The 20516-nt window shown below is 56.9% G+C and carries 23 protein-coding genes; 10 read left to right on the top strand and 13 right to left on the bottom strand.

Annotation, left to right across the window (positions count from 1 at the left end; all coding sequences use genetic code 11):
- Positions 1 to 114: 114 nt before the first annotated feature.
- The 4 genes from mtnA to EDF78_RS07095 all read left to right on the top strand — a co-directional run bounded on the left by mtnA (position 115) and on the right by EDF78_RS07095 (position 3178).
- Entirely contained in the window at positions 115 to 1143 is a 1029-nt protein-coding gene (mtnA, locus tag EDF78_RS07110) for an S-methyl-5-thioribose-1-phosphate isomerase (RefSeq protein WP_133822804.1), read from the top strand.
- Positions 1144 to 1454: 311 nt separating this feature from the next.
- Positions 1455 to 2126, top strand: coding sequence for a CsgG/HfaB family protein (locus EDF78_RS07105; protein WP_095923137.1), 672 nt, complete (start codon positions 1455 to 1457; stop codon positions 2124 to 2126).
- Positions 2127 to 2144: 18 nt separating this feature from the next.
- Positions 2145 to 2522 carry a DUF4810 domain-containing protein gene (locus tag EDF78_RS07100; protein WP_133822803.1) on the top strand — a complete coding sequence of 126 codons (378 nt, stop codon included), beginning with the start codon at positions 2145 to 2147 and terminating at the stop codon, positions 2520 to 2522.
- A complete protein-coding gene (locus EDF78_RS07095) occupies positions 2519 to 3178 on the top strand; it encodes a DUF799 domain-containing protein (RefSeq protein WP_133822802.1) in 660 nt (219 codons plus the stop codon). Before EDF78_RS07100 ends, EDF78_RS07095 begins: the two co-directional genes overlap by 4 nt.
- A gap of 486 nt (positions 3179 to 3664) precedes the next feature.
- Here the strand turns inward: EDF78_RS07095 and EDF78_RS07090 are convergent, their stop codons facing one another.
- Genes EDF78_RS07090 through EDF78_RS07080 form a run of 3 tightly spaced genes read right to left on the bottom strand, consistent with a single transcriptional unit; the run spans position 3665 to position 5519 of the window.
- Positions 3665 to 4210, bottom strand: a complete 546-nt coding sequence (locus EDF78_RS07090) for an acireductone dioxygenase (RefSeq protein WP_112290562.1) — start codon at positions 4208 to 4210, stop codon at positions 3665 to 3667.
- An 11-nt stretch (positions 4211 to 4221) separates the two neighbouring features.
- Positions 4222 to 4908, bottom strand: a complete 687-nt coding sequence (mtnC, locus tag EDF78_RS07085; protein WP_133822801.1) for an acireductone synthase — start codon at positions 4906 to 4908, stop codon at positions 4222 to 4224.
- Positions 4905 to 5519: a methylthioribulose 1-phosphate dehydratase gene (locus EDF78_RS07080; RefSeq protein WP_095923143.1), complete on the bottom strand. Its 615-nt coding sequence runs from the start codon at positions 5517 to 5519 to the stop codon at positions 4905 to 4907. The genes mtnC and EDF78_RS07080 overlap by 4 nt, the downstream gene beginning before the upstream one ends.
- Before the next feature lie 208 nt (positions 5520 to 5727).
- Between EDF78_RS07080 and EDF78_RS07075 the strand changes: the two genes are divergently transcribed.
- Complete coding sequence (locus EDF78_RS07075) at positions 5728 to 6888, top strand: pyridoxal phosphate-dependent aminotransferase (RefSeq protein ID WP_133822800.1); 1161 nt, start codon at positions 5728 to 5730, stop codon at positions 6886 to 6888.
- Positions 6876 to 7649, top strand: coding sequence for an amidohydrolase (locus EDF78_RS07070; RefSeq protein WP_095923145.1), 774 nt, complete (start codon positions 6876 to 6878; stop codon positions 7647 to 7649). The genes EDF78_RS07075 and EDF78_RS07070 overlap by 13 nt, the downstream gene beginning before the upstream one ends.
- Before the next feature lie 67 nt (positions 7650 to 7716).
- Here the strand turns inward: EDF78_RS07070 and EDF78_RS07065 are convergent, their stop codons facing one another.
- Complete coding sequence (locus EDF78_RS07065) at positions 7717 to 8223, bottom strand: DUF1993 domain-containing protein (RefSeq protein ID WP_095923146.1); 507 nt, start codon at positions 8221 to 8223, stop codon at positions 7717 to 7719.
- A 212-nt stretch (positions 8224 to 8435) separates the two neighbouring features.
- Here EDF78_RS07065 and EDF78_RS07060 point away from each other — a divergent pair, with 212 nt between their 5' ends.
- Entirely contained in the window at positions 8436 to 9704 is a 1269-nt protein-coding gene (locus EDF78_RS07060; protein ID WP_133822799.1) for a gamma-glutamyl-gamma-aminobutyrate hydrolase family protein, read from the top strand.
- Between the two features lie 12 nt (positions 9705 to 9716).
- Here EDF78_RS07060 and uraH read toward each other — a convergent pair whose 3' ends face one another.
- From uraH to EDF78_RS07015, 9 genes are all read right to left on the bottom strand, one after another.
- Complete coding sequence (gene uraH, locus EDF78_RS07055) at positions 9717 to 10052, bottom strand: hydroxyisourate hydrolase (protein ID WP_119822740.1); 336 nt, start codon at positions 10050 to 10052, stop codon at positions 9717 to 9719.
- On the bottom strand, positions 10049 to 10546 hold the full coding sequence (gene uraD / locus EDF78_RS07050; RefSeq protein WP_131692846.1) for a 2-oxo-4-hydroxy-4-carboxy-5-ureidoimidazoline decarboxylase: 498 nt from the start codon (positions 10544 to 10546) through the stop codon (positions 10049 to 10051). Before uraD ends, uraH begins: the two co-directional genes overlap by 4 nt.
- Positions 10543 to 11817 carry an allantoate amidohydrolase gene (gene hpxK / locus EDF78_RS07045; protein ID WP_133822798.1) on the bottom strand — a complete coding sequence of 425 codons (1275 nt, stop codon included), beginning with the start codon at positions 11815 to 11817 and terminating at the stop codon, positions 10543 to 10545. The genes uraD and hpxK overlap by 4 nt, the downstream gene beginning before the upstream one ends.
- On the bottom strand, positions 11817 to 13055 hold the full coding sequence (locus tag EDF78_RS07040; RefSeq protein ID WP_131692844.1) for an alanine--glyoxylate aminotransferase family protein: 1239 nt from the start codon (positions 13053 to 13055) through the stop codon (positions 11817 to 11819). Before EDF78_RS07040 ends, hpxK begins: the two co-directional genes overlap by 1 nt.
- Positions 13056 to 13073: 18 nt before the next feature.
- Positions 13074 to 13826 (bottom strand): amino acid ABC transporter ATP-binding protein, encoded by a 753-nt coding sequence (locus EDF78_RS07035; RefSeq protein ID WP_095923152.1) that lies wholly within the window; start codon positions 13824 to 13826, stop codon positions 13074 to 13076.
- Positions 13826 to 14476 (bottom strand): amino acid ABC transporter permease, encoded by a 651-nt coding sequence (locus EDF78_RS07030; RefSeq protein WP_095923153.1) that lies wholly within the window; start codon positions 14474 to 14476, stop codon positions 13826 to 13828. The genes EDF78_RS07035 and EDF78_RS07030 overlap by 1 nt, the downstream gene beginning before the upstream one ends.
- Before the next feature lie 2 nt (positions 14477 to 14478).
- On the bottom strand, positions 14479 to 15144 hold the full coding sequence (locus tag EDF78_RS07025; RefSeq protein ID WP_095923154.1) for an amino acid ABC transporter permease: 666 nt from the start codon (positions 15142 to 15144) through the stop codon (positions 14479 to 14481).
- 24 nt (positions 15145 to 15168) lie between these two features.
- Positions 15169 to 15954: a transporter substrate-binding domain-containing protein gene (locus tag EDF78_RS07020; RefSeq protein WP_195817552.1), complete on the bottom strand. Its 786-nt coding sequence runs from the start codon at positions 15952 to 15954 to the stop codon at positions 15169 to 15171.
- Between the two features lie 264 nt (positions 15955 to 16218).
- Positions 16219 to 17058, bottom strand: coding sequence for a MurR/RpiR family transcriptional regulator (locus tag EDF78_RS07015; protein ID WP_133822797.1), 840 nt, complete (start codon positions 17056 to 17058; stop codon positions 16219 to 16221).
- 200 nt (positions 17059 to 17258) lie between these two features.
- On the opposite strand from EDF78_RS07015, the gene EDF78_RS07010 reads away from it, so the two are divergent.
- From EDF78_RS07010 to EDF78_RS07000, 3 genes are read left to right on the top strand one after another with little or no spacing between them, the layout of a single operon-like run.
- Positions 17259 to 18845 (top strand): gamma-glutamyltransferase family protein, encoded by a 1587-nt coding sequence (locus tag EDF78_RS07010; RefSeq protein ID WP_095923157.1) that lies wholly within the window; start codon positions 17259 to 17261, stop codon positions 18843 to 18845.
- A 36-nt stretch (positions 18846 to 18881) separates the two neighbouring features.
- A complete protein-coding gene (gene hpxX / locus EDF78_RS07005; protein ID WP_095923158.1) occupies positions 18882 to 19076 on the top strand; it encodes an oxalurate catabolism protein HpxX in 195 nt (64 codons plus the stop codon).
- On the top strand, positions 19073 to 20476 hold the full coding sequence (locus tag EDF78_RS07000; protein WP_133822796.1) for an AtzE family amidohydrolase: 1404 nt from the start codon (positions 19073 to 19075) through the stop codon (positions 20474 to 20476). The genes hpxX and EDF78_RS07000 overlap by 4 nt, the downstream gene beginning before the upstream one ends.
- Positions 20477 to 20516 lie beyond the last annotated feature (40 nt).

The raw sequence follows: 20516 nt of genomic DNA, 5'->3' as shown, positions 1-20516 counted from the left end.
TGACCTCTCGAATTCTTTTTTAGCCTTAAAAGCGTTTAGACGTCTATACATCCGTTACGCATGTTGGCAGAATAAGTGACCAGATGCAACCGGGCAACAAGGATTTAACCAACAATGCAAAACCTCACAACCACCAGTTTACGTATTCGTCAAAATCAGCTGTGGATCCTCGACCAGCAAGCCCTGCCGCAACGCGCTGACTGGCGTGAATGCCGCGACGTCAGCGAACTGGTGGATCACATCCGCACCCTGCGCGTGCGTGGTGCGCCGCTGATTGGTTTGTCCGCCAGCCTGCTGCTGGCCCTGCTGGCCGGACAGGGTATGACCCCGGATCAACTGCATCACGCGCTGGAAACACTGCGCGCTTCGCGCCCGACAGCAGTCAACCTGATGAACAATCTCGACCGTATGAAAGCCGCGTTGCAGCACACTGATTACGTGAAAGCGGCGGCAGAAGAAGCCTTGCGACTGGTCGAGGAAGACCGCGCCTTATGTGACAGCATTGCCGCGCACGGCGCGACACTGGTTTCGCCCGGCAGCCGTTTGCTTACCCATTGCAATACCGGCGGGCTGGCGACAGCCGGTGTTGGTACGGCAATCGGTGTGATCCGCCTTGCGCATGAACAGGGCCATGTCGCGCAGGTGTGGGTAGATGAAACCCGTCCGCTGTTACAGGGCGGGCGTCTCACCGCCTGGGAACTCGGCGAGCTGGGCATTCCTTATCAGCTGATTTGTGATTCGATGGCCGCCAGCCTGATGGCGCAAAAACAGGTCGATGCCATCTGGGTCGGTGCCGACCGCATTGCCGCCAACGGTGATGTGGCCAACAAAATCGGCACCTACAGTCTGGCCGTGCTGGCGAAATATCACGGCATCCCGTTCTACGTGGCCGCGCCGCATACCACGCACGATCCGCACTGCCCTGACGGCGCGGCGATCCCCATCGAACAGCGCGCGGCGGCTGAAGTTACCGGCGTTTCCGGCAGTTTCGGATCCGTACAATGGGCACCGGCTGATGCACAGGTTTACAACCCGGCATTTGACGTCACCCCGGCAGAACTGATCAGCGGATGGGTGCTGGATGTGGGGGTAGTGACACCGGATCAGGTACGCGGGGGTATTTTCCGGCAAGCCTTACAGTGATCCCTCCGGTCAATAATGCGGCGCCTGCGGGCGCTGTTTTTTTGAGCTGATGATAAGAAAATCCCAAAAATGTAAGGAAATCGAAAAGCAATATCTGTTAGGATTATTCTTAGCCAATTTTAAATTTTATTCTCTTTCAGAGCCGGTATTCCGTGACTGAAAAGAATAAAAATGGCTATTGAGATAATTCATCGTTTTTAAGTGAAATATCCGCTTCAACCTATTGGAACGATATTAAACCAAATTAATTAAATTTGGCGCGGGCTGCTTTTGCCCGTTAATAAGACATTAAATGGACAAGGAATAGTAACATGAGGAAATCAGTTTTCATTTTGTCGGCCATGATTGCGGCAGGCACATTATCAGGGTGCGCTACAGAATCATCCCGTACGGTAGAAGTTCAGAAAGTCGCTTCTTATAACACGCAATATAACGGCCCCCGCAGTCCGATTTCTGTCGGCAAATTCGATAACCGCTCCAGCTATATGAGTGGTATTTTCTCCGACGGCGTTGATCGTCTGGGCAATCAGTCTAAAACCATTCTGGTTACCGACCTGCAACAAACTGGCCGCTTTAATGTATTAGACCGCACGAATATGGCGGAAATTAAAGAAGAAGCCGGAATTAAAGGGCAGGCACAAACGCTGAAAGGGGCTAACTACGTCATCACCGGTGATGTGACTGAATTTGGCCGTAAAGAAGTCGGTGACAACCAGCTGTGGGGCATCCTTGGCCGCGGTAAGCAGCAAATTGCGTATGCCAAAGTCAGCCTGAATGTGGTCAATGTCCAGACCTCTGAAGTGGTGTATTCCTCTCAGGGCGCAGGCGAATACTCCCTGTCCAACCGCGAAATTATTGGTTTCGGCGGCACCGCCAGTTACGACTCCACGTTAAACGGTAAAGTGCTGGATTTAGCGATCCGCGAAGCGGTGAATAATCTGGTGAATGGAATCGAAAGCGGCGCATGGCGTCCGGCTAATTAATCATACGGATATTCTGAAATGACATTATGTAAAAACCGAAGTGCCGTGATAAAAGTCGGACTTGTTACCTTAGCGTTATTATTAGCGGGCTGCGCAAAACAGGCTGATAAATCATTATATAACTGGGATAACTATCAGAAGACCGTTTACCAGTATTATCAGGGCGACAAAGTCGGACCGGAAGAGCAAATCGCGTCATTGAAAGAGTCGATTGAAAAATCCCGCGCCACCGGTAAAGCCGTTCCCCCTGGCCTGCACGCGCAACTCGGATTACTTTATGCCAATACCGGTCATACCGATCTGGCATTCCAGGAATTCAATACGGAGAAAAGTTTATTTCCGGAGTCAGCAACCTACATGGATTTCCTGCTGAAAAATAAAGGGAGAGTTAAATGAAACGTTTATTCCTGCTGACCGGTATGGTGCTGACGTTGCTGCTGACAGGCTGTGCGAAAAAAGCGTCTTACGATTACACGGCGTTTAAAGAGAGCAAGCCGCGGTCGATTCTGGTGCTGCCGCCGGTGAACCATTCACCGGATGTGAACGCCAGCCACAGCATGCTTTCCACCGTGACGGCACCGCTGGCTGAAGACGGCTTCTATGTTTTCCCTGTGGCTGTGGTTGAGGAAACTTTCAAGCAGAACGGCATAACCGGTGCGGAAGATATCCGTGCAGTCAGCGCCGCCAAACTGCGTGAAATTTTCGGTGCGGATGCCGCGCTTTACATTGATATCACCAGCTACGGCAGCACTTATATGGTGGTTTCCAGTGAAACCCGTGTGACCGCTAATGCCAAACTGGTGGATTTACGCAATGGCAAAGTGCTGTGGACAGGTAACGCCACTGCCTCTGACAGCGAAAATGACAACAACAACGGCGGGATCATCGGCATGCTGGTTCAGGCTGCGGTGAAGCAAATCTCCAGCACGATTTCCGACAAAGGTCATGATATCGCCGGGCTCACCAGCTACCGTCTGCTGAGCGCATCTCAGACCGACGGCCTGCTGTACGGCCCACGCTCACCGAATTATGGTAAGCAGGCAATGCGTTAAAGGCCTAAAGAAAGCCGTCCCTTGCGGGACGGCTTTCTGGCTTACTTGCCCGATGCGTCAATTGTTACAGAGAGAGAATTATTGGAGATACTCCAACTTCCTTTTCCCTGAAACATTGCCGCTCCGGTGACAACGATAAAGATACAGATGTACCGTTTCATTGTGCGGTCCTTGCAAAGACCGCTTCACGTCAACACCACCGGTGATATCTCCGTGAAAACAAGCGCTAGTCTGCGCCTGCGTTGACGGTCGTTGGACATCCTTTCCTGAAACCGGTGCCCGTTTGCTAAGACGGCGTAAAGGCCCGGCGTCATCATACACGCATTGCCTGGGTCCTTGACAAATAAGTTCAAAAAGTAGACTATCCCTCCCGCTAGTCTGCGCTTGCGTTACATCAGTAACGAAGCCCGCTGGAAAGGCCGCTAACCTGACCAGCACAAAAAAACCACCTTCTGGTGGTTTTTTTGTTTCTGCAGTATGCAAACCTTACTCACCCATCCTCGGGTACGCATCGGCAATCTTGTCGCCGGTGAAATGCGCCACCCACCCTTCCGGATTATCGAAAACGCGGATCGCGGTAAATGACGGAGAGCCGCCCATATCAAACCAGTGGCGGGTGTTGGCCGGTACGGAAATCAGATCGTTTTTCTCGCACAGGATCTGGAAAATCTTGCCGTTCAGGTGCAGACAAAACAGCCCTGCGCCTTCGACGAAGAAACGCACTTCGTCTTCACCGTGCGTATGTTCGGAGAGGAATTTAGTGCGCAGCACCTCGCGCTGTTCGTTGTCCGGACGCATGCTGATCACATCCCAGCTCTGGTAGCCCTTCTCTTCGACCAGTTTGTCGATTTCATGCTGATAGGCGGCAATGACGTCCTGCGGCTGCGGGTTCGCGCCTAAATCGCGGTCGGCCTGCCAGCGTTCGAAACGCACATCAATTTTGCTCAGTTCGGCGGCGATCGCGTCGCCGTCGCGGCTTTCCCACACCGGTGCGGAAGGATCCTGGTCACTAAAAATCGTTAATGCACTCATGGTCAACCCTCTTATAAGAATGTTTCTAAGGCTATCTGATCAAAACGATTAACTTGCAGGTGATCGCTGAGCTCGTCAGCGTCATCGCGGATCAGCTGACAGGTATGCCAGCCCGCTAAGCGCGCGGCGTCCAGCTCCTGACGGATGTCCGATAAAAACAGTAAATCCTGCGGCGGCAATATCAGTTGTTCAGCGATGTTCTGATACGACTCCGTTTCACGCTTGGCCCCGACGCGGGTATCGAAATAGCCGCTGAACAACGGCGTTACATCGCCCGCATCGCTGTAGCCGAACAGCAGTTTTTGCGCATCCACCGACCCCGAGGAATAGACGCACAGTTGCAGACCTTCCGCTTTCCACGCTTCCAGTTGCGGCGCGACGTCGGGATACAGATGCCCGCGAAAATCGCCGTTCTCATAGCCGGTACGCCAGATGATGCCCTGCAACACTTTCAGCGACGTCGATTTCACGTCATTGTCCATGTAGGTAAAGAGCTGTTCGATGAGTGCCTCGACGCTGGCCTGTGGCCGGTCGATTTCAGTGCGCAGGGCCGCCAGCGCCGCCGCGACGTCAGGCTGCTCATGCTCATGGCGCAGGAAATCAGCGAGACGCTGACGGGCATAGGGGAATAACACCTGATGTACAAAACGGATATCCGTGGTGGTGCCTTCAATATCAGTGATAATGGCGCGGATCATTTAGCCTCCAGCAGGCGACGTTGCAGTTCACACTGGAACAGGAATTCCAGCCCTTCCAGATGGCGGCGCGCTTCCGCCACATCCCGTCCCCAGCAGGTCAGCCCGTGGCCGCGCAGCAGAAAACCATACTGCAACGGCGTGTGCTCCGCTGACGCCATAATCTTCTGCGCCAGCGCGGAAATATCCTGGCTGTTGTCGAAAATCGGGATCACCACCTGATCAAGGTGCGAGGTCTGGCCGCTGAGCGATTTCTGCATCTCATAGCCTTCCAGCACCAGCGCACCGCTGCGTTCTACCCGCGATAACACCGTCGAGTTGACCGAATGGGTATGCAGCACCGCGCCTGTTTCAGGATAGCGGGAATACAGCATGGTGTGCAGGCCGGTTTCCGCTGAAGGACGTCGGCCGTCGGGCGCAAGGCCGCTTTCCAGTTCAACCCGCAGGAAATCGCCTGCGGTCAGTGATCCTTTGTCTTTCCCTGATTCGGTGATCAGGCAATGGGCATCACCTTCACGCACGGACATGTTGCCGCCCGTTGCCGGGCTCCAGCCCTTCTGACCAATCCAGTGACAGGCCGCCAGCAGCGCGCCCAGTTGCAAATTCTCTGTCATTTTTATCCTGAAAAAACGGTGCGTTGAGGGACTGAGTTTGGGGTGAAAATAGCGATATATAAAAAGTTAAGTGCCTTAGACCGAATTGGCATTTAGCCATCTAAGCGTCTCGATTGCCAAATATTAACATCGTGTTATATTGTGAGCAACATCGCTATTTGCACACCTGACGCCTGTCAGGTCAACGGTCCAGGAGTATTGACCCGCCATGAGCACAGCAGCATTGATCCCCGAAAGTAAGCTCCCTGCATTAGGCACCACGATTTTCACCCAGATGAGTGCGCTGGCGCAGAAACACAATGCGATTAACCTGTCGCAGGGTTTTCCTGATTTCGACGGCCCGCATTATCTGCGTGACCGTCTGGCGTATCACGTCAGTCAGGGCGCGAACCAGTACGCGCCGATGACCGGCACCGCGCAGCTTCGTGAAGCCATTGCCGCGAAAACCGAACAGATTTACGGCTATGCACCGGACGCCAACACCGACATCACCATCACGGCGGGGGCGACCGAGTCGCTGTATATCGCCATCACCGCGCTGGTGTCGAAAGGCGATGAAGTGATTGCTTTCGATCCGAGCTATGACTGTTACGCCCCGGCGGTAGAACTGGCGGGCGGCGTGATGAAGCGTATTCAGTTACAGCCACCGGAGTTCAGGGTGAACTGGGCGGAATTCGCCGATCAGATAACCGACCGCACGAAGCTGGTGATCATCAACACCCCGCACAATCCGTCGGCCACAGTCTGGAGCCACAGCGACGTTGAACAGCTCTGGCAGACCATTGCGGATAAGCACATTTTCGTGCTGAGCGATGAAGTGTATGAGCACATCTGTTTTGCACCCGAAGGCCACGCCAGCGTGCTGCGTCATCCCGAACTGCGTCAGCGCGCCATTGCGGTGTCATCGTTCGGCAAAACCTATCACATGACCGGCTGGCGCGTGGGGTACTGCGTGGCACCGGCGGTGATCAGCGCCGAACTGCGCAAGGTTCATCAGTATCTGACCTTCTCCATCACCACGCCGGTTCAGCTGGCACTGGCGGATATGCTGCGCGAAGCGCCGGAACACTGGCAGGAATTACCGGCCTTTTATCAGGCCAAACGCGACCGTCTGGCGCAGGGGCTGGCCAACAGTCGCCTGAAGGTGTTACCCAGCCAGGGCACCTATTTCCTGCTGGTCGATTACAGTGACGTATCCGATCTGGACGATGTTGCATTCTGCCACTGGCTGACTGAACATGTTGGCGTGGCGGCCATTCCGATGTCGGTCTTCTGCGCCGCGCCTTTCCCCCATAAACTGATCCGGCTGTGCTTCGCCAAACAGGAAGCCACGCTGGACGCTGCTGCGGAGCGCCTGTGTCAACTTTAAAACTGTCTGTACTGCAACAGCCGCTGGTGTGGCTGGACGGTGAGGCTAACCTCGCCCATTTCGACGGCCTGCTCGGTGCGCTGACCGGCCGCGACCTGATCGTGTTGCCGGAAATGTTTACCACCGGTTTCGCCATGCAGGCACCGGGCAGCGCGCTGCCGGAGTCGCGTGTGGTGCAATGGCTGCAACAGTGGGCAAAACAGCTCGGCGCGATGGTTGGCGGCAGTGTGGCGTTAAGCACCACGGAAGGCGCGGTGAACCGTTTTCTGCTGGTGGAACCGCAGGGCAAAGTGCATTTTTACGACAAACGTCACCTGTTCCGCATGGCCGGTGAGCACAACTATTATGTGCCGGGCAAACGCCGTGAAATCGTCGAATGGCGCGGCTGGCGTATTTTGCCGCAAGTCTGTTACGACCTGCGTTTCCCGGTGTATTCCCGCAACCGTCAGGATTACGATCTGGCGCTTTACGTCGCCAACTGGCCTGCCCCGCGCAGCCGCCACTGGCAGACGTTGCTCGCCGCCCGTGCGATTGAAAATCAGGCATATGTTGCCGGGTGCAACCGCGTTGGTCATGACGATAACGGTCACTACTACAGCGGCGACAGCCTGATCATTAATCCGCAGGGTGAAGAACTGGCGCGGGCTGAGCCGGGTTCGGCAATGATTATCGATGCCGAACTGTCACTGGAAGCACTACAGGATTACCGCGAAACCTTCCCCGCGTGGCGCGATGCCGATACCTTTTTGCTTCATGATTAAAAAAATGCCCCGGACTTCTCAGCCGGGGCATTTTTAATTCATACCGTTCTGCCACTTCCCGCCGCTGTTAATTTCCGCCTATAAAATCCGCCTTACCAATATTCACACCCAGATGGCGCAGAATGTTGTAGGCCGTGGTGATGTGAAAATAAAAGTTCGGTACGGCAAATACGGTGACGTAACTGTGCGCGGTGAATTTCAGTTCATGGTTTCTGCCTTTCACCACAATCTCACGGGATTCATCGCCTTCCAGCTTCGCGACATCCACGCTTTCGATAAAGCGCAGGGTTTTGGCGATACGTTCCTGCAACTGGGCAAAGGTCACTTCATTGTCTTCCATCGCCGGTGCGGCAACGCCGGACAGACGGGCGATGGCACCTTTCGACATATCACTGGTGATTTGCACCTGACGCGCCAGCGGATACATATCCCCGGCCAGACGGGTATTCAGAACGTCCTCTTCTGATTTACCGTTTTCCTTTGCCCATGCCGCGCCCTTTTCCAGCAAGGCTGAAAGATTCTGTAAACCACGAACAAACTGTGCCGCCGTACTGCCATAAAGCGATGCTGACATGATGCTTCCTTAGTGAATGAAGTGTTAGAACTACCGGCGCTACCTTAGCGCGTTATGGTCTGAACAGCGTGTCGTTTTATAGCAGTGAAGTGTGACCAAATGCGTGTTTGCGACATACCTCCCTCTTTTTGTCAGAGCATGTAAAGACATCCCTGTGTGGATCAATTCTTGCATTCAATACCCCCGCAAAAACATCTGACAGAGGACACCTGATGACCATCACCTTTATTGCACACTCCACGCCCGAACCCGCGTTGTACGGCGCGATGGCAGCGATACTTGCTGAATTGCGCGCTTTGCCGCTGTGTCACTTTCCCGTCAGTCATGATGCGCAACATTATCCGAACGCACGTCAGCATGTCACTGCGCAGGGTCATGCACTGACCAGCGGACTGGTATGGCTTGAACGCCTGACCGGGCGCGGCGCGGGTGAAGCGTCCGGGGTTGAATCCCTGATTTATCGGGCACTTAAAGAAGATATCGTCGTGCCATTGCGTGAACCGCTCTCCGCAGGGCTGGCGGCGCAACTCGGTGAACAGGGCATTGAAATCGAATCATTAACCGTGGTGCGCCATCAGGATAAATTCCAGCTGGAAGATTGCGCCACAGGCAAAATTCGCAGTAACGGCTGGGGACGCGATGCCTTTGGCCGCTGGGCGTTAGGTTCGGTTTCACAACCGGTGATGCGGGCAGGAAAAACCCTGCGTGTGGCGCTGGTGGGTGATTTTGCCGAGCAGCGTGACAGCTATCCGGCGATGCTCGCTGCACTGGGAGATGCAGCCGATGCACTGGCAATGAACATTGACGTTATTTATATCACGCCGTCACTGGCGGGCAGTCAGCTTGATGCCACGCTGTCTGACGTCGACGGCATTATGTTGCCGGGCGCGACGCTCACCCGCAGCGAGATGCAGACCGGGCAACTGGCGACCGCCGCCTGGGCACTGGAAAACCAGACGCCGGTATTTGGCATTAATCAGGGGATGCATCAGATGGTCACCGCGCTGGGGCAAAAAGTGCTCGGGCAGGATCGCGTCGTCATGCACGGGCCGTCAACACTCGGCAGCCTGCAAACCGGTTTGCCGCTCGCGGAACAGGTACAGCCGCGTCTGGGAAATCATCCGGTCATGACCCGCAGTGGCAGCCTGCTGGCGAATAAAACGGGGGAGGCATTTACCCTGCGTTACAACCAGCGCCGTTATCTCAATCCGCAATTACTGGCCGAACTGGAAAGCACCGGATTGCGCGTGTCAGGGTATGACGAAAGTGGTGAACAGGCGCAGGCGGTTGAACTGAACAATCATCCGTTCTTTCTCGGCGTGCAGGGACAACCGGAACTGATGTCGCGCCGTGAACGCCCGAACCCGCTGCTGATGGCGTTCCTGCAACAGGTCCGTCAGAGCAACCGCGACCGGGATATCAGCCACGCCGCCCTGACCAAAAGCGTGCGGCTTAAACATCCGCACCTGCTGATGGGCTGACGGAAGCGAAAGCTAACTGCCGCGATACGTTGAATAAGAATATGGACTGATCAGCAGCGGCAGATGGTAATGATCCTGACTGCCATCGATCACCACATCAATGATCGCCGAGTGATACAGCGTTTCGCGGCCGGTCGCCGTGAAATACGCGCCGATATCCGCACACAACCGGTAATGCCCGGAAGCCACCGGCTCCGGCGTTAATTTCGCGGCGCGGCCATCGGCGTCGGTTTGGGTTTCGCTGACGAGCGTGATGCTTCGCCCTTCAAGGTGTTCCAGCCAGACGCGCACATTGGCCGCAGGCTGCCCTAAAGACGTATCCAAAATATGGGTAGTGATGCGTGTCATAACGGGAATATCTCCTTTAAACGCAGCAGGGTAATTTCTTTCAGCTGTTGTGCTGTTTCCTGATCTTCCGCGTCCGGTTTATTTTTCAGCCGCCGTTGCAGGTTATCCAGAATCTCCTCTGAACTGCGGCCTTTCGCACGGATCAGAAACACCCGGCCGAAACGCTGTTCATAACGCAGATTACCGTCATGCAGCGCATCAATCACTGCCTGCTGGCTGATATTCAGCGTTGCCTGTTCGCCACGGGAAAGCTGCGCTTCTTTGCTGGCCCCGCTGGCGCGCTCGCCAATGCGCGGATGTGCTGACAGCGCCTGCGTAATCTCTTCCGGCTGCCAGTTTTCGCAGGCCGCTTCAGCACGACGCAGCACGTCTTCCACAGAAGCATAAGGCCGTCCGTCACTGACGATTTTCGCCCACGAAGGAATATTCACCAGCGGGCGCAACAGGGCAACGGCTTCAAATTCGGACAGCGCATTGAATTCTTCAAAGGTCATAAATGCCCCTCAGCAAAACTCAGCACAGTATTGATATACGCCTGCACCGCGTAAGCCACGTCGCCGGTGGTGACAGATTCATCGGGATGATGGCTGATGCCGTCTTTACAGCGCACAAACAACATGCCGACCGGCCAGCATTCTGCGATGGCAATCGCGTCGTGCCCTGCTCCGCTTGGCAGCGACATCGCCTGTCCCTGTAATTGTAAAACGCTCTGGCTGAGGCGGTGTTGCAGACCGGCGTGACATTCCGTCGCGCTGATAGCGTAAAACTGCTCAGCGGCGAAAATCAGGCCGCGCCGTGCCGCGATATCGCGGCCTTTTGCCAGCAGCGTTTCCAGCAGCGCTGAGAGAGCATCATCACGCGGTCCGCGTACATCCAGCGACAGTTTGACCTGCCCCGGAATAACATTCACCGCGCCCGGCAGACATTCCAGTGTGCCGACCGTTGCCACCAGATTGCGGCCGGTGGCGGTGGTGATACTTTCAATCGCCAGCGTCCATTCGGCGGCGGCGGTCAGCGCATCCTGACGCTGCCCCATCGGCACGGTTCCGGCATGTCCGGCGTGACCGGTGAATTCGCAATTGAGACGACGTGCGCCATTAATCGCCGTGACCACACCGAGCGGCACATCTGCCGTTTGCAGGCACGGCCCCTGCTCGATATGCAATTCGAGGTACGCGCAGAAATCGCTGACCGCGCGCTGTGACGCGCCGATCTTCAGCGGATCCAGCCCGACATTCTGCATCGCCTGTGCGACAGAAATCCCCTGCGCGTCCTGACGTTCCAGCCAGCCGGCTGGCCAGGTGCCGGTCAGCCCGCGGCTGCCCAGCAGCGTGATGCCAAAACGTGTGCCTTCCTCATCACAGAAGCCGACGATTTCCACCGCCATCGGCAAACGGATGGCGTTCTGATGCAGATGCGCCACCACTTCCAGCGCGGTCAGCACGCCCAGCGGACCGTCGTAACGCCCCGCATTACGCACGCTGTCGAGATGCGAACCGAGCAGAATGGCGGGAGCCGAAGGATCCAGCCCTTCATAGCGCCCGCAGATATTACCGACGCTGTCCTGCCAGACGCGCATACCGGCCGCTTCCATCCATTCGCCCACAACCTGATTGGCCTGCAAATGTTCGGCCGAGAGATACACGCGGGTCAGCTGACCCGGCGTTTCACTGATGGCGGCGAGTGCATCGCAGCGCGCCATCACCCGTTCAGCGGCACATTTTGCGCTGTCGGAAACCGCAGCCAGCGTAAAGGCTTCTGCCATTACTGACCTCCTGCGTAGTGATCCCAGGCGGCCTGCGCCCCTGCGCCGTATTTCGACGCGAAGCCCAGACGGTTGAGCACCGCTTCCAGCGCCACCAGCGTTTGCAACACGCAGTCTTTACGTGCGTTGTAACCCATGGTGCCGATACGCCAGATTTTCCCGGCCAGCGGGCCAAATGACGTGCCGATTTCGATGCTGAAATCGTTAAGCATCATCTGACGCACCTGTTCGCCGTGAACGCCCTGCGGAATGACCACGCCGAGCACGTTGTTCATCCGGTTGTTCAGGTCGCCGAACACTTCCAGCCCCATGCCCTGAATACCGGCCAGCAGCGCGCCGCCGTGCAATTTGTGGCGGGCGATGCCGGTATCCAGCCCTTCTTCCAGAATGATGCGCGCGCACTCACGCGCCGCAAACAGCATGCTGGTGGCTTCGGTGTGATGGTTCAGACGCTCCGGCCCCCAGTAATCCATGATCATGCCCAGATCGAAATAGTTGGAGTAGATCATCTCGTCGTCGCCGTCGGCGTGATCAGCAGTACGGATGCCTTCTTCCACGCATTTACGGCGGCGGATTTGCTCTTCAAAGCGCGGGCTGATGGTCACCGGCGAGCTACCGGACGGGCCGCCGAGGCATTTCTGCAAACCGGCAGACACCGCGTCTAAGCCCCAGGCATCGGTTTCCAGCGGGTTACCGCCAAAGGACGCGGTCGCATCGGAGTAGAACAGCACGCCGTGACGGCGGCAGATTTCACCCAGTTGCTCCAGCGGCTGCAACATGGTGGTGGACGTATCGCCCTGCACGGTCAGCAGCCAGCGCGGTTTTACCGATTTAATCGCATCTTCGATTTGCTGCGGATCAAACACTTCGCCCCATGGCGCTTCGATGGTGTGCACTTCGGCGCGGCAGCGGCGGGCAATTTCACACAGCAGATGGCCGAAACGGCCAAACACCGGCACCAGCACTTTGTCGCCGGGACGGATGCCGGAAAGCAGCACGGCTTCGATACCGGCGCGCGAGGTGCCGTCGATCAGTAACGTCCACTGGTTTTCGGTTTTATACAGCGCACGGTACAGCGCCATCACTTCGTTCATGTAGCCGGTCATTACCGGGTCGTATTGCCCGACCAGCTGGCTCGCCATCGCCCGCAGCACGCGCGGGTCAGCATTGATTGGCCCCGGCCCCATCAGCAGACGGGTTGGCGGGTTGATTTGTCCGGGAGAGATGAAATCTGACATAGTTAATCCTTTACAATGTTAGCTTGCAGCAGCCTCATTCAGGCCGCGCACGGAGGCGATAAACTGTCTTAACTCGGGGGTTTGCGGATTGGCAAACAGCGCCCGGCTTTCGCCCTGTTCCCACACGGTGCCCTGATGCATAAACACCACGCGGTCGCCCACTTCGCGGGCAAAATTCATTTCGTGCGTCACCAGCACCAGCGTCATGCCTTCTTTCGCCAGTTGCTCGAGCACTTTCAATACTTCGCCGACTAATTCCGGGTCCAGTGCCGAGGTGATTTCATCACACAGCAGCACTTTCGGGTTCATCGCCAGCGCACGGGCAATCGCCACACGTTGTTGCTGGCCGCCGGAAAGATTCGACGGGTAATAATCCATGCGATCCGCCAGCCCGACTTTCGCCAGCATCTGCGCGGCCAGTTCACGGCATTCGGCGGCGGACTTTTTCAGCACGCGGCGCGGTGCCAGCATGACGTTTTCCAGCGCGGTCATGTGCGGAAAAAGATTGAAACTCTGGAACACCATGCCGACAGAACGGCTGATGTCACGCGCCTGAGAATCGCGGTCAGTGATGGTCATGCCACCCAGTTTGATGCTGCCTTCCTGATAGCCTTCCAGCCCGTTCATGCAGCGCAACAGCGTGCTTTTGCCTGAACCGCTGCGGCCGATGATCGAAATCACTTCGCCGCTGTCGATATCCAGATCCACGCCTTTCAGCACGTGGTTCTGGCCGTAAAATTTCTGAACCTGATTGATGGTGATCAGCGGCATTACTGTTTCTCTCCACGCAATGATTTTTCTAAATGCTGGCTGTATCGCGACAGCGGATAGCACATCAGGAAGTAGCCCAGCGCCACTAATCCAAACACTTTGAAGGGCTGATACGTCACATTATTGAGCATCGTTCCGGCTTTGGTCAGTTCGACAAAACCGATAATCGAGGCCAGCGCGGTGCCTTTCACCACCTGTACGGAAAATCCGACCGTCGGCGCAATGGCAATCCGCAGCGCCTGCGGGGTGATCACCCGCCATAAGGTCTGACCGAAATTCAGGCCGAGACAGCGTGACGCTTCCCACTGGCCTTTCGGCAGCGCGGCAATGCTGCCGCTCCAGATATCCACCAGATACGCGCTGGTATACAGCGTCAGGGCCAGCGCGGCGGCGGTCCACGGGCTGACGTTGATGCCAAACAGGCCTAGTCCGAAGAAGGCCAGGAACAACTGCATCAGCAGCGGCGTGCCCTGAAACAGTTCGGAATATAAACGAACAAACCGTGTCGGCCAGCGGCGTTTGGTCAGCCGCAATAACAGCAGCGGCAAGGTCACCAGCGTGCCGCCGATAAACGCGGTCAGCGACAGCAGCAAGGTCCAGCGCGCCGCCAGCAGGAGATTGCGCACAATGTCCCAGTCGGTGAAGGTCATCATCAGTTTTCACTCCCAAAGACACGGCGTCCGGCCAGCAGCAACAGCTGACGCATCGCCACCGACAGCAACAGATAGAACAAGGTGGTGACCAGATACACTTCAAAACTGAGGAAAGTACGCGACTGAATTAAGTTCGCAGCAAACGTCAGTTCCTCAAAAGACACCTGCGACACCACGGAAGATCCGAGCATCACGATAATGCACTGGCTGACCAGCGACGGATAAATGCGTTTCAGCGACGGCGGCAATACGACGCGCAGAAACGTCTGGCTGCGGGTTAATCCCAGCACGCGCCCGGCTTCCCACTGGCCTTTCGGCGTCACCTGAATACCGGCGCGGATAATTTCCGTGCTGTACGCGCCGAGGTTAATCAGCATCGCCAGCAGCGCCGCCTCACCGGCGGTCATTTTCAGACCGATGGCCGGCAGGCCAAACACAATGAAAAACAACTGCACCACAAACGGCGTATTACGGATGGCTTCGACATACACGCCCCAGACCGCACGCAGGGTTTTATGGTTGCCGCAGCGGATGGCTGCGCCGCAAATCCCTATTGCGACACCGCCAACCGTTGCCAGTACCGTCAGCTCAATGGTGGTCCATAAACCGGCCAGCAGTTCCGGCATATATGGCCACAGCGCGCTAAAGTTAAGCTGATAGGTCATGAAAGATCTCCGTGAAAACGTTAATTACGCGCCGATGGAAGCCGGCAGCGGAGCCTTCATCCATTTTTCGGACAGCGTGTTCAGCGTTTTATCTTTGATACCTTCGGCGATCAGGGCATTCACTTTATCTTTCAGCGCCGGTTCGTCTTTACGCAGGCCGACGTAGCACGGCGAGTCTTTCAGCATCACTTTCGACACCGGCGCTTTAGCCGGATTCATGCGGGCAATGGCCGCCACCACCAGGTTACCGGTGGCGATGTATTCCACCTGACCGGACAGGTACGCTGACAACGTGGTGTTGTTGTCTTCATAACGCTGAATTTTGGCATCTTTCGGCGCCACATCGGTCAGCGCCAGATCTTCTACCGCGCCACGGGTCACGCCGATGGTTTTGCCGGACAGTGCTTTCAGATCGGCCAGTTTGTCACCCTGCGCGCCAAACACGCCGAGGAAGAACGGCGCATAGGCGTTACTGAAATCGATCACTTTTTCGCGCTCGGCGTTTTTGCCGAGGCTGGAAATCACCAGATCGACTTTATCCGTTTGCAGGTAAGGCACGCGGTTGGCGCTGGTCACCGGCACCAGTTGCAACTTAAGTTTCATCTTGTCGGCCAGATACTGCGCCATGTCGATGTCATAACCTTCCGGCTGCAAATCCTTGCTCACCGAACCAAACGGCGGGAAGTCCTGCGGCACCGCCACGCGCAGCACGCCGCGCTTCTGAATATCCTGCAACTGATCGGCCATCGCGCCGGATGCCTGAAGCACCAGCATTGCCGCGCCTGCCCATGCCAACAGCCGTTTGTTCATGTTCATAGATTATCTCCGGTGAAAGGTTTTTGGAACGATAGATTCTTATATTTAAAACTTTGCAACGAATGTGCCAAAAGCCACGCAGCAGGAAAAATGTGCGCAAAGTCACGGTGAGACAAGGAATTATAAAAAGTGGCGGAACCGGCAGGCGGGTTTTTTTGCCCTGAACCAGGGCAAAAGCAGGAAGGAAAGGGATGTTGTAACGCACTGTCATTGTGCAGGAGCACCAGAAAAGCGCCCCGTTTGCCCCTCAGACGGGGATCAGCGTTGCTCCAGTTCGTCGAGATCGGCGTAAAGATCGCTGATCTGATGAATACGCTGACGGCCCTGAGCGAGCATATCGTGCAGCAATGCATTACTGAGTAAATTCGCCAGGCTCATGGCAGAAGAATAACTGTCGAACGCCGAGACACTGTCGAGCGGCGCGGCCAGATGCCAGGTCGCCAGCGGGATAAGCGTCTGTGCCTGTGGCTCGCACACCAGTAGGACCGGCACACACAGCGTGTGTAACTGCGTCAGAATGGCCTTCGCCATGCGCGGCCTGCGGCGGAAGGCGACAAAAATCACCACATCCTGCGCAGTGAGATCCACCAGTTCTTCCGCCAGCGTTTGCCCCGGTTGCGGCATCATCATCACGCCTGCGCGCACCTGAATCAGCTGCTGACGAAGGTGCAGCGCCACCGGATAACTGTTACGAAAACCCAGCAACCGCACCTGTCGCGCCTGACTGAGCGCGGTGATCAGCGCGCCAAACTGTACGCCATCAATCTGGTTAATCCACTGCGTGAGGTTCGCCATTTCCTGCTTGTAGTGCCGGGATAACAAGGTGTTGCCCTGTACCGCATCGCGGCTGTCGGTCAGCGGCATCCCGCTCTGGCGCAGGGTGCGCATCTCATCACGCATATCGCGATAACTCGGATAACCGAGGCGCTTAAACAGGCGGCTGACCGTGGCTTTCGATACGCCGCTGAGCCGCGCCAGTTCGGCGCTGTTGTAACTCATCAGGTCGTCGATGCTGGCAAAAATAAAGTCTGCCACCCGCTGTTCCTGCGGCGTCAGTTCTGCGTAATGGTCACGCAGACGTTCATCTATCTGTTTCATCTCCGTCCCTTTTGTAACCAATGTTTCAGCCATTCAGCGGAACATACCATGCACTATGCTTGCCAATGCAAGCAAAATTATGTGCGAAAGCCGGCGGCTTTTGCCGATGTGGAACACCTCTTGCTTAACTTTATCCCTACGCGCCCTCAACCCTGCAAGCACGGGCAGCATAAAAAAAGCGTCTCAAAAAAGGACATCGCATGATTAACAGTAACAGCGCACCGCTGGGCATGGCGGTCACACCTCATCATCTGGCGAGCCAGAGTGCGCTTGCGGTATTGCGCGAAGGCGGCAACGCCATCGAAGCCATGGTGGCGGCAGCCGCAACAATTGCCGTGGTGTATCCGCACATGAACGGGCTGGGCGGCGACGGCTTCTGGCTGATTGTGCCGCCGCAGGGCAATCCGGTGGCTATCGATGCCAGCGGCGCGGCGGGCGCCCTCGCCTCTCTCGATTTCTACGCCGGTGAAACGCACATTCCCCATCGTGGCCCGAAATCCGCGCTGACGGTTGCGGGCACCGTCGGCGGCTGGCAGGAAGCACTGAATGTGTCGGCTGAGTTGGGTGGCGAACAGAAACCCCTCTCCCGCCTGCTGCGCGATGCCATCCGCTATGCGGCTGACGGTATTCCGGTCACCGCCTCGCAGGAAGCCGCCACCCGCGCCAAACAACATGAGCTGAAGGATTTCCGCGCCTTTGCCGACATCTTTTTGCCTAACGGCGATGTGCCGCGCGCCGGTAACCGTTTCACCCAACCGCAGCTGGCACAAACCCTGTCGATGCTGTGTGAGGACGGACTGAACAGTTTCTATCGCGGCGAACTGGCCGACAACATGGCCGCCGACATGGAGAAACTCGGCATGCCGGTGACCCGCGCCGATCTCGCCGCATATAAACCGCAGCGCCGTGTGCCGCTGCGCCTTAAACACAGTAAAGGCGAAATCTACAACCTGACACCGCCGACGCAGGGACTGGTTTCGCTGGCCATTCTCGGGCTGACCGATCGCCTGCCGCTGGAAACCATGGATGAAAGCGCCACCATTCACAGCGTGGTGGAAGCCACCAAACTGGCGTTCGGCCTGCGCGACCGTTTTATCACTGATCCACGCATGATGACGCAGGACGCGCAGGATCTGCTGGATCCGCAGTATCTCGACGCTCTCGCCACCCGCATCAAACCGCACAGCGCCGCAGACTGGGGCAAAGGTAAAGGGCCGGGCGATACCGTCTGGATGGGCGTGATGGACAGCAGCGGGCTGGCGGTGTCCTTTATCCAGAGCATTTATCACGAGTTCGGCAGTGGTGTCGTGCTGCCGGGCAGCGGCGTGTTGTGGCAAAACCGTGGCGCGTCTTTCAGCCTCGACGCCGGACATTTGCTGGCACTCGCGCCGGGCAAACAACCGTTCCACACCCTCAATCCCGCCGCCGCACGCTTATACGACGGGCGCACCATGGTGTACGGCTCGATGGGCGGTGACGGTCAGCCGCAAACCCAGGCCGCGGTGTTTATCCGCCATGTGGTGCAGGGTCAGTCTTTGCAGCAGGCAATCAGCGGTCCGCGCTGGTTGCTGGGCCGTACCTGGGGCGAAAGTTCGGACTCACTGAAACTGGAGGGCCGTTTCGCCTATCCGACGCTGGCGGGACTGAGACAGCGCGGTCACGACGTCGAACTGTTGCCGGATTTCAGCGAAGCCGTCGGCCACGCTGGCGCCATTGTCCGCCATACCAATGGCATGTTTGAAGGCGCCTCCGACCCGCGCAGTAACGGCAGCGCCGCCGGATTTTGATCAGAGTTCGCTCATGAGAATTGATAAGGAAGCAGCATGAAAAATACCCCCGCAGCGACCGACTGGGCCGCGTATATCCGCCAGATGGAATCCGTTCTGGCGCTGGAACTCGACGACGCCCGTCGTCAGGAATTACTGGTACAGTTCAGTCGCATCGCGCAAATGGCGCAGCCGCTGATGGATTTACCGCTCGACCCGCGTCTGGAAATTGCCGGGGTGTACCGCGCATGACATCCTTTGATCGTTTTACTATCAGTCAGTTACATCAGGCCATTGTTCAGGGTGACATTTCAGCAACGGAGATTGCAACGTCGACGCTTGATGCGGTTGAACAGGCCAATCCGGTGATCAACGCCTGGACGCATATCACCCGCGAACGCATGCTGAGCGAAGCCGCAAAAGTCGATAAAACCCGTGCCAGCGGCGCGAGTTTACCGCCGCTGGCAGGCATCCCTTATGCGGTAAAAAACCTGCTGGACGTGGCCGGTGAAGTGACGCTGGCAGGCGCGAGCCTCAACAGCAGCAACGCCGCCGCGCGCCATGATGCCTGGACGGTTTCCCGCCTCGCGGCACAGGGCGCGATGCTTTCCGGCATGCTGAATATGGATGCTTACGCCTACGGTTTCACCACGGAAAACAGCCATTATGGTGCCACCCGTAACCCGCGGGATCTGGCGCGCGTGGCCGGAGGATCTTCCGGCGGTTCAGCCGCCGCCGTCGCCGCCGGTCTGGTGCATTTCACGCTCGGCAGCGATACCAACGGATCGATCCGCGTCCCCTCTTCATTAAGCGGCATACTGGGGCTGAAACCCACCTTCGGACGCATTTCACGTCGCGGCAGTCAGCCGTTCGTCGCCAGCCTCGATCATATCGGCCCGATGGCGCGGTGCAGCGAGGATCTGGCGCAGGTGTATGACGCCATGCAGGGCACAGATCCGCAGGATCACTTCCAGGCAGATAAACCGGTTACCGAAACATTTTCTCAGCTCGGGCGCGGTCAGCAGGGTTTGCGCACCGCAGTACTTGGCGGTTATTTTTCCACCTGGTGCGACGACCATGCCAAAGCGGCGGTGCGCCAGATAGCGCAGGCGCTGGACGCACAGGAAGAAACCGAGATGCCACAGGCTGAACTGGCACGCTCCGCCGCGTTTATCATCAGCGCCTCTGAAGGGGGTAATCAGTATTTGCCAAAACTGCGCACTATTGCGGAACAGTTTGAGCCGTTATCGCGCGAACGTTTACTTGCCGGGGCGATGATCCCGGCGGCGTGGTACGTACAGGCGCAGCGTTTTCGTCAGCAATTTCAGCAGCAAATCTTGCCCTTGTTCGAACATTGGGACATTCTGATCGCGCCAGCCACGCCGTGTCCGGCCACGTTAATCGGTCAGGACACTATACGTATCAACGGGCAGGATCTGCCGACGCGTGCCAATATGGGCATGCTGACTCAGCCGATCTCGTTCCTCGGTCTGCCGGTGGTCACGGTGCCCGTCACCACGTCCGGCGGCCTGCCGATAGGATTACAACTGATTGCGCCACCGTGGCGCGAAGACCTGTGCCTGCGTGCCGCCCGTGCGCTTGAGCAACAAGGCATTGTGAACGTCAGCAGTTCTCCGGTGATGCCTGCGTAACGTCCCGCATCCCCGTTTTCCAGGGTGAAGTAAAAAGAGT

This window comes from Rahnella sp. BIGb0236 (assembly GCF_004364755.1).
In the GTDB taxonomy this organism is placed as follows: Bacteria; Pseudomonadota; Gammaproteobacteria; order Enterobacterales; family Enterobacteriaceae; genus Rahnella; species Rahnella victoriana.
Note: the sequence above shows the minus strand (reverse complement) of the source record. Positions and strands in the feature narration are given on the sequence as shown.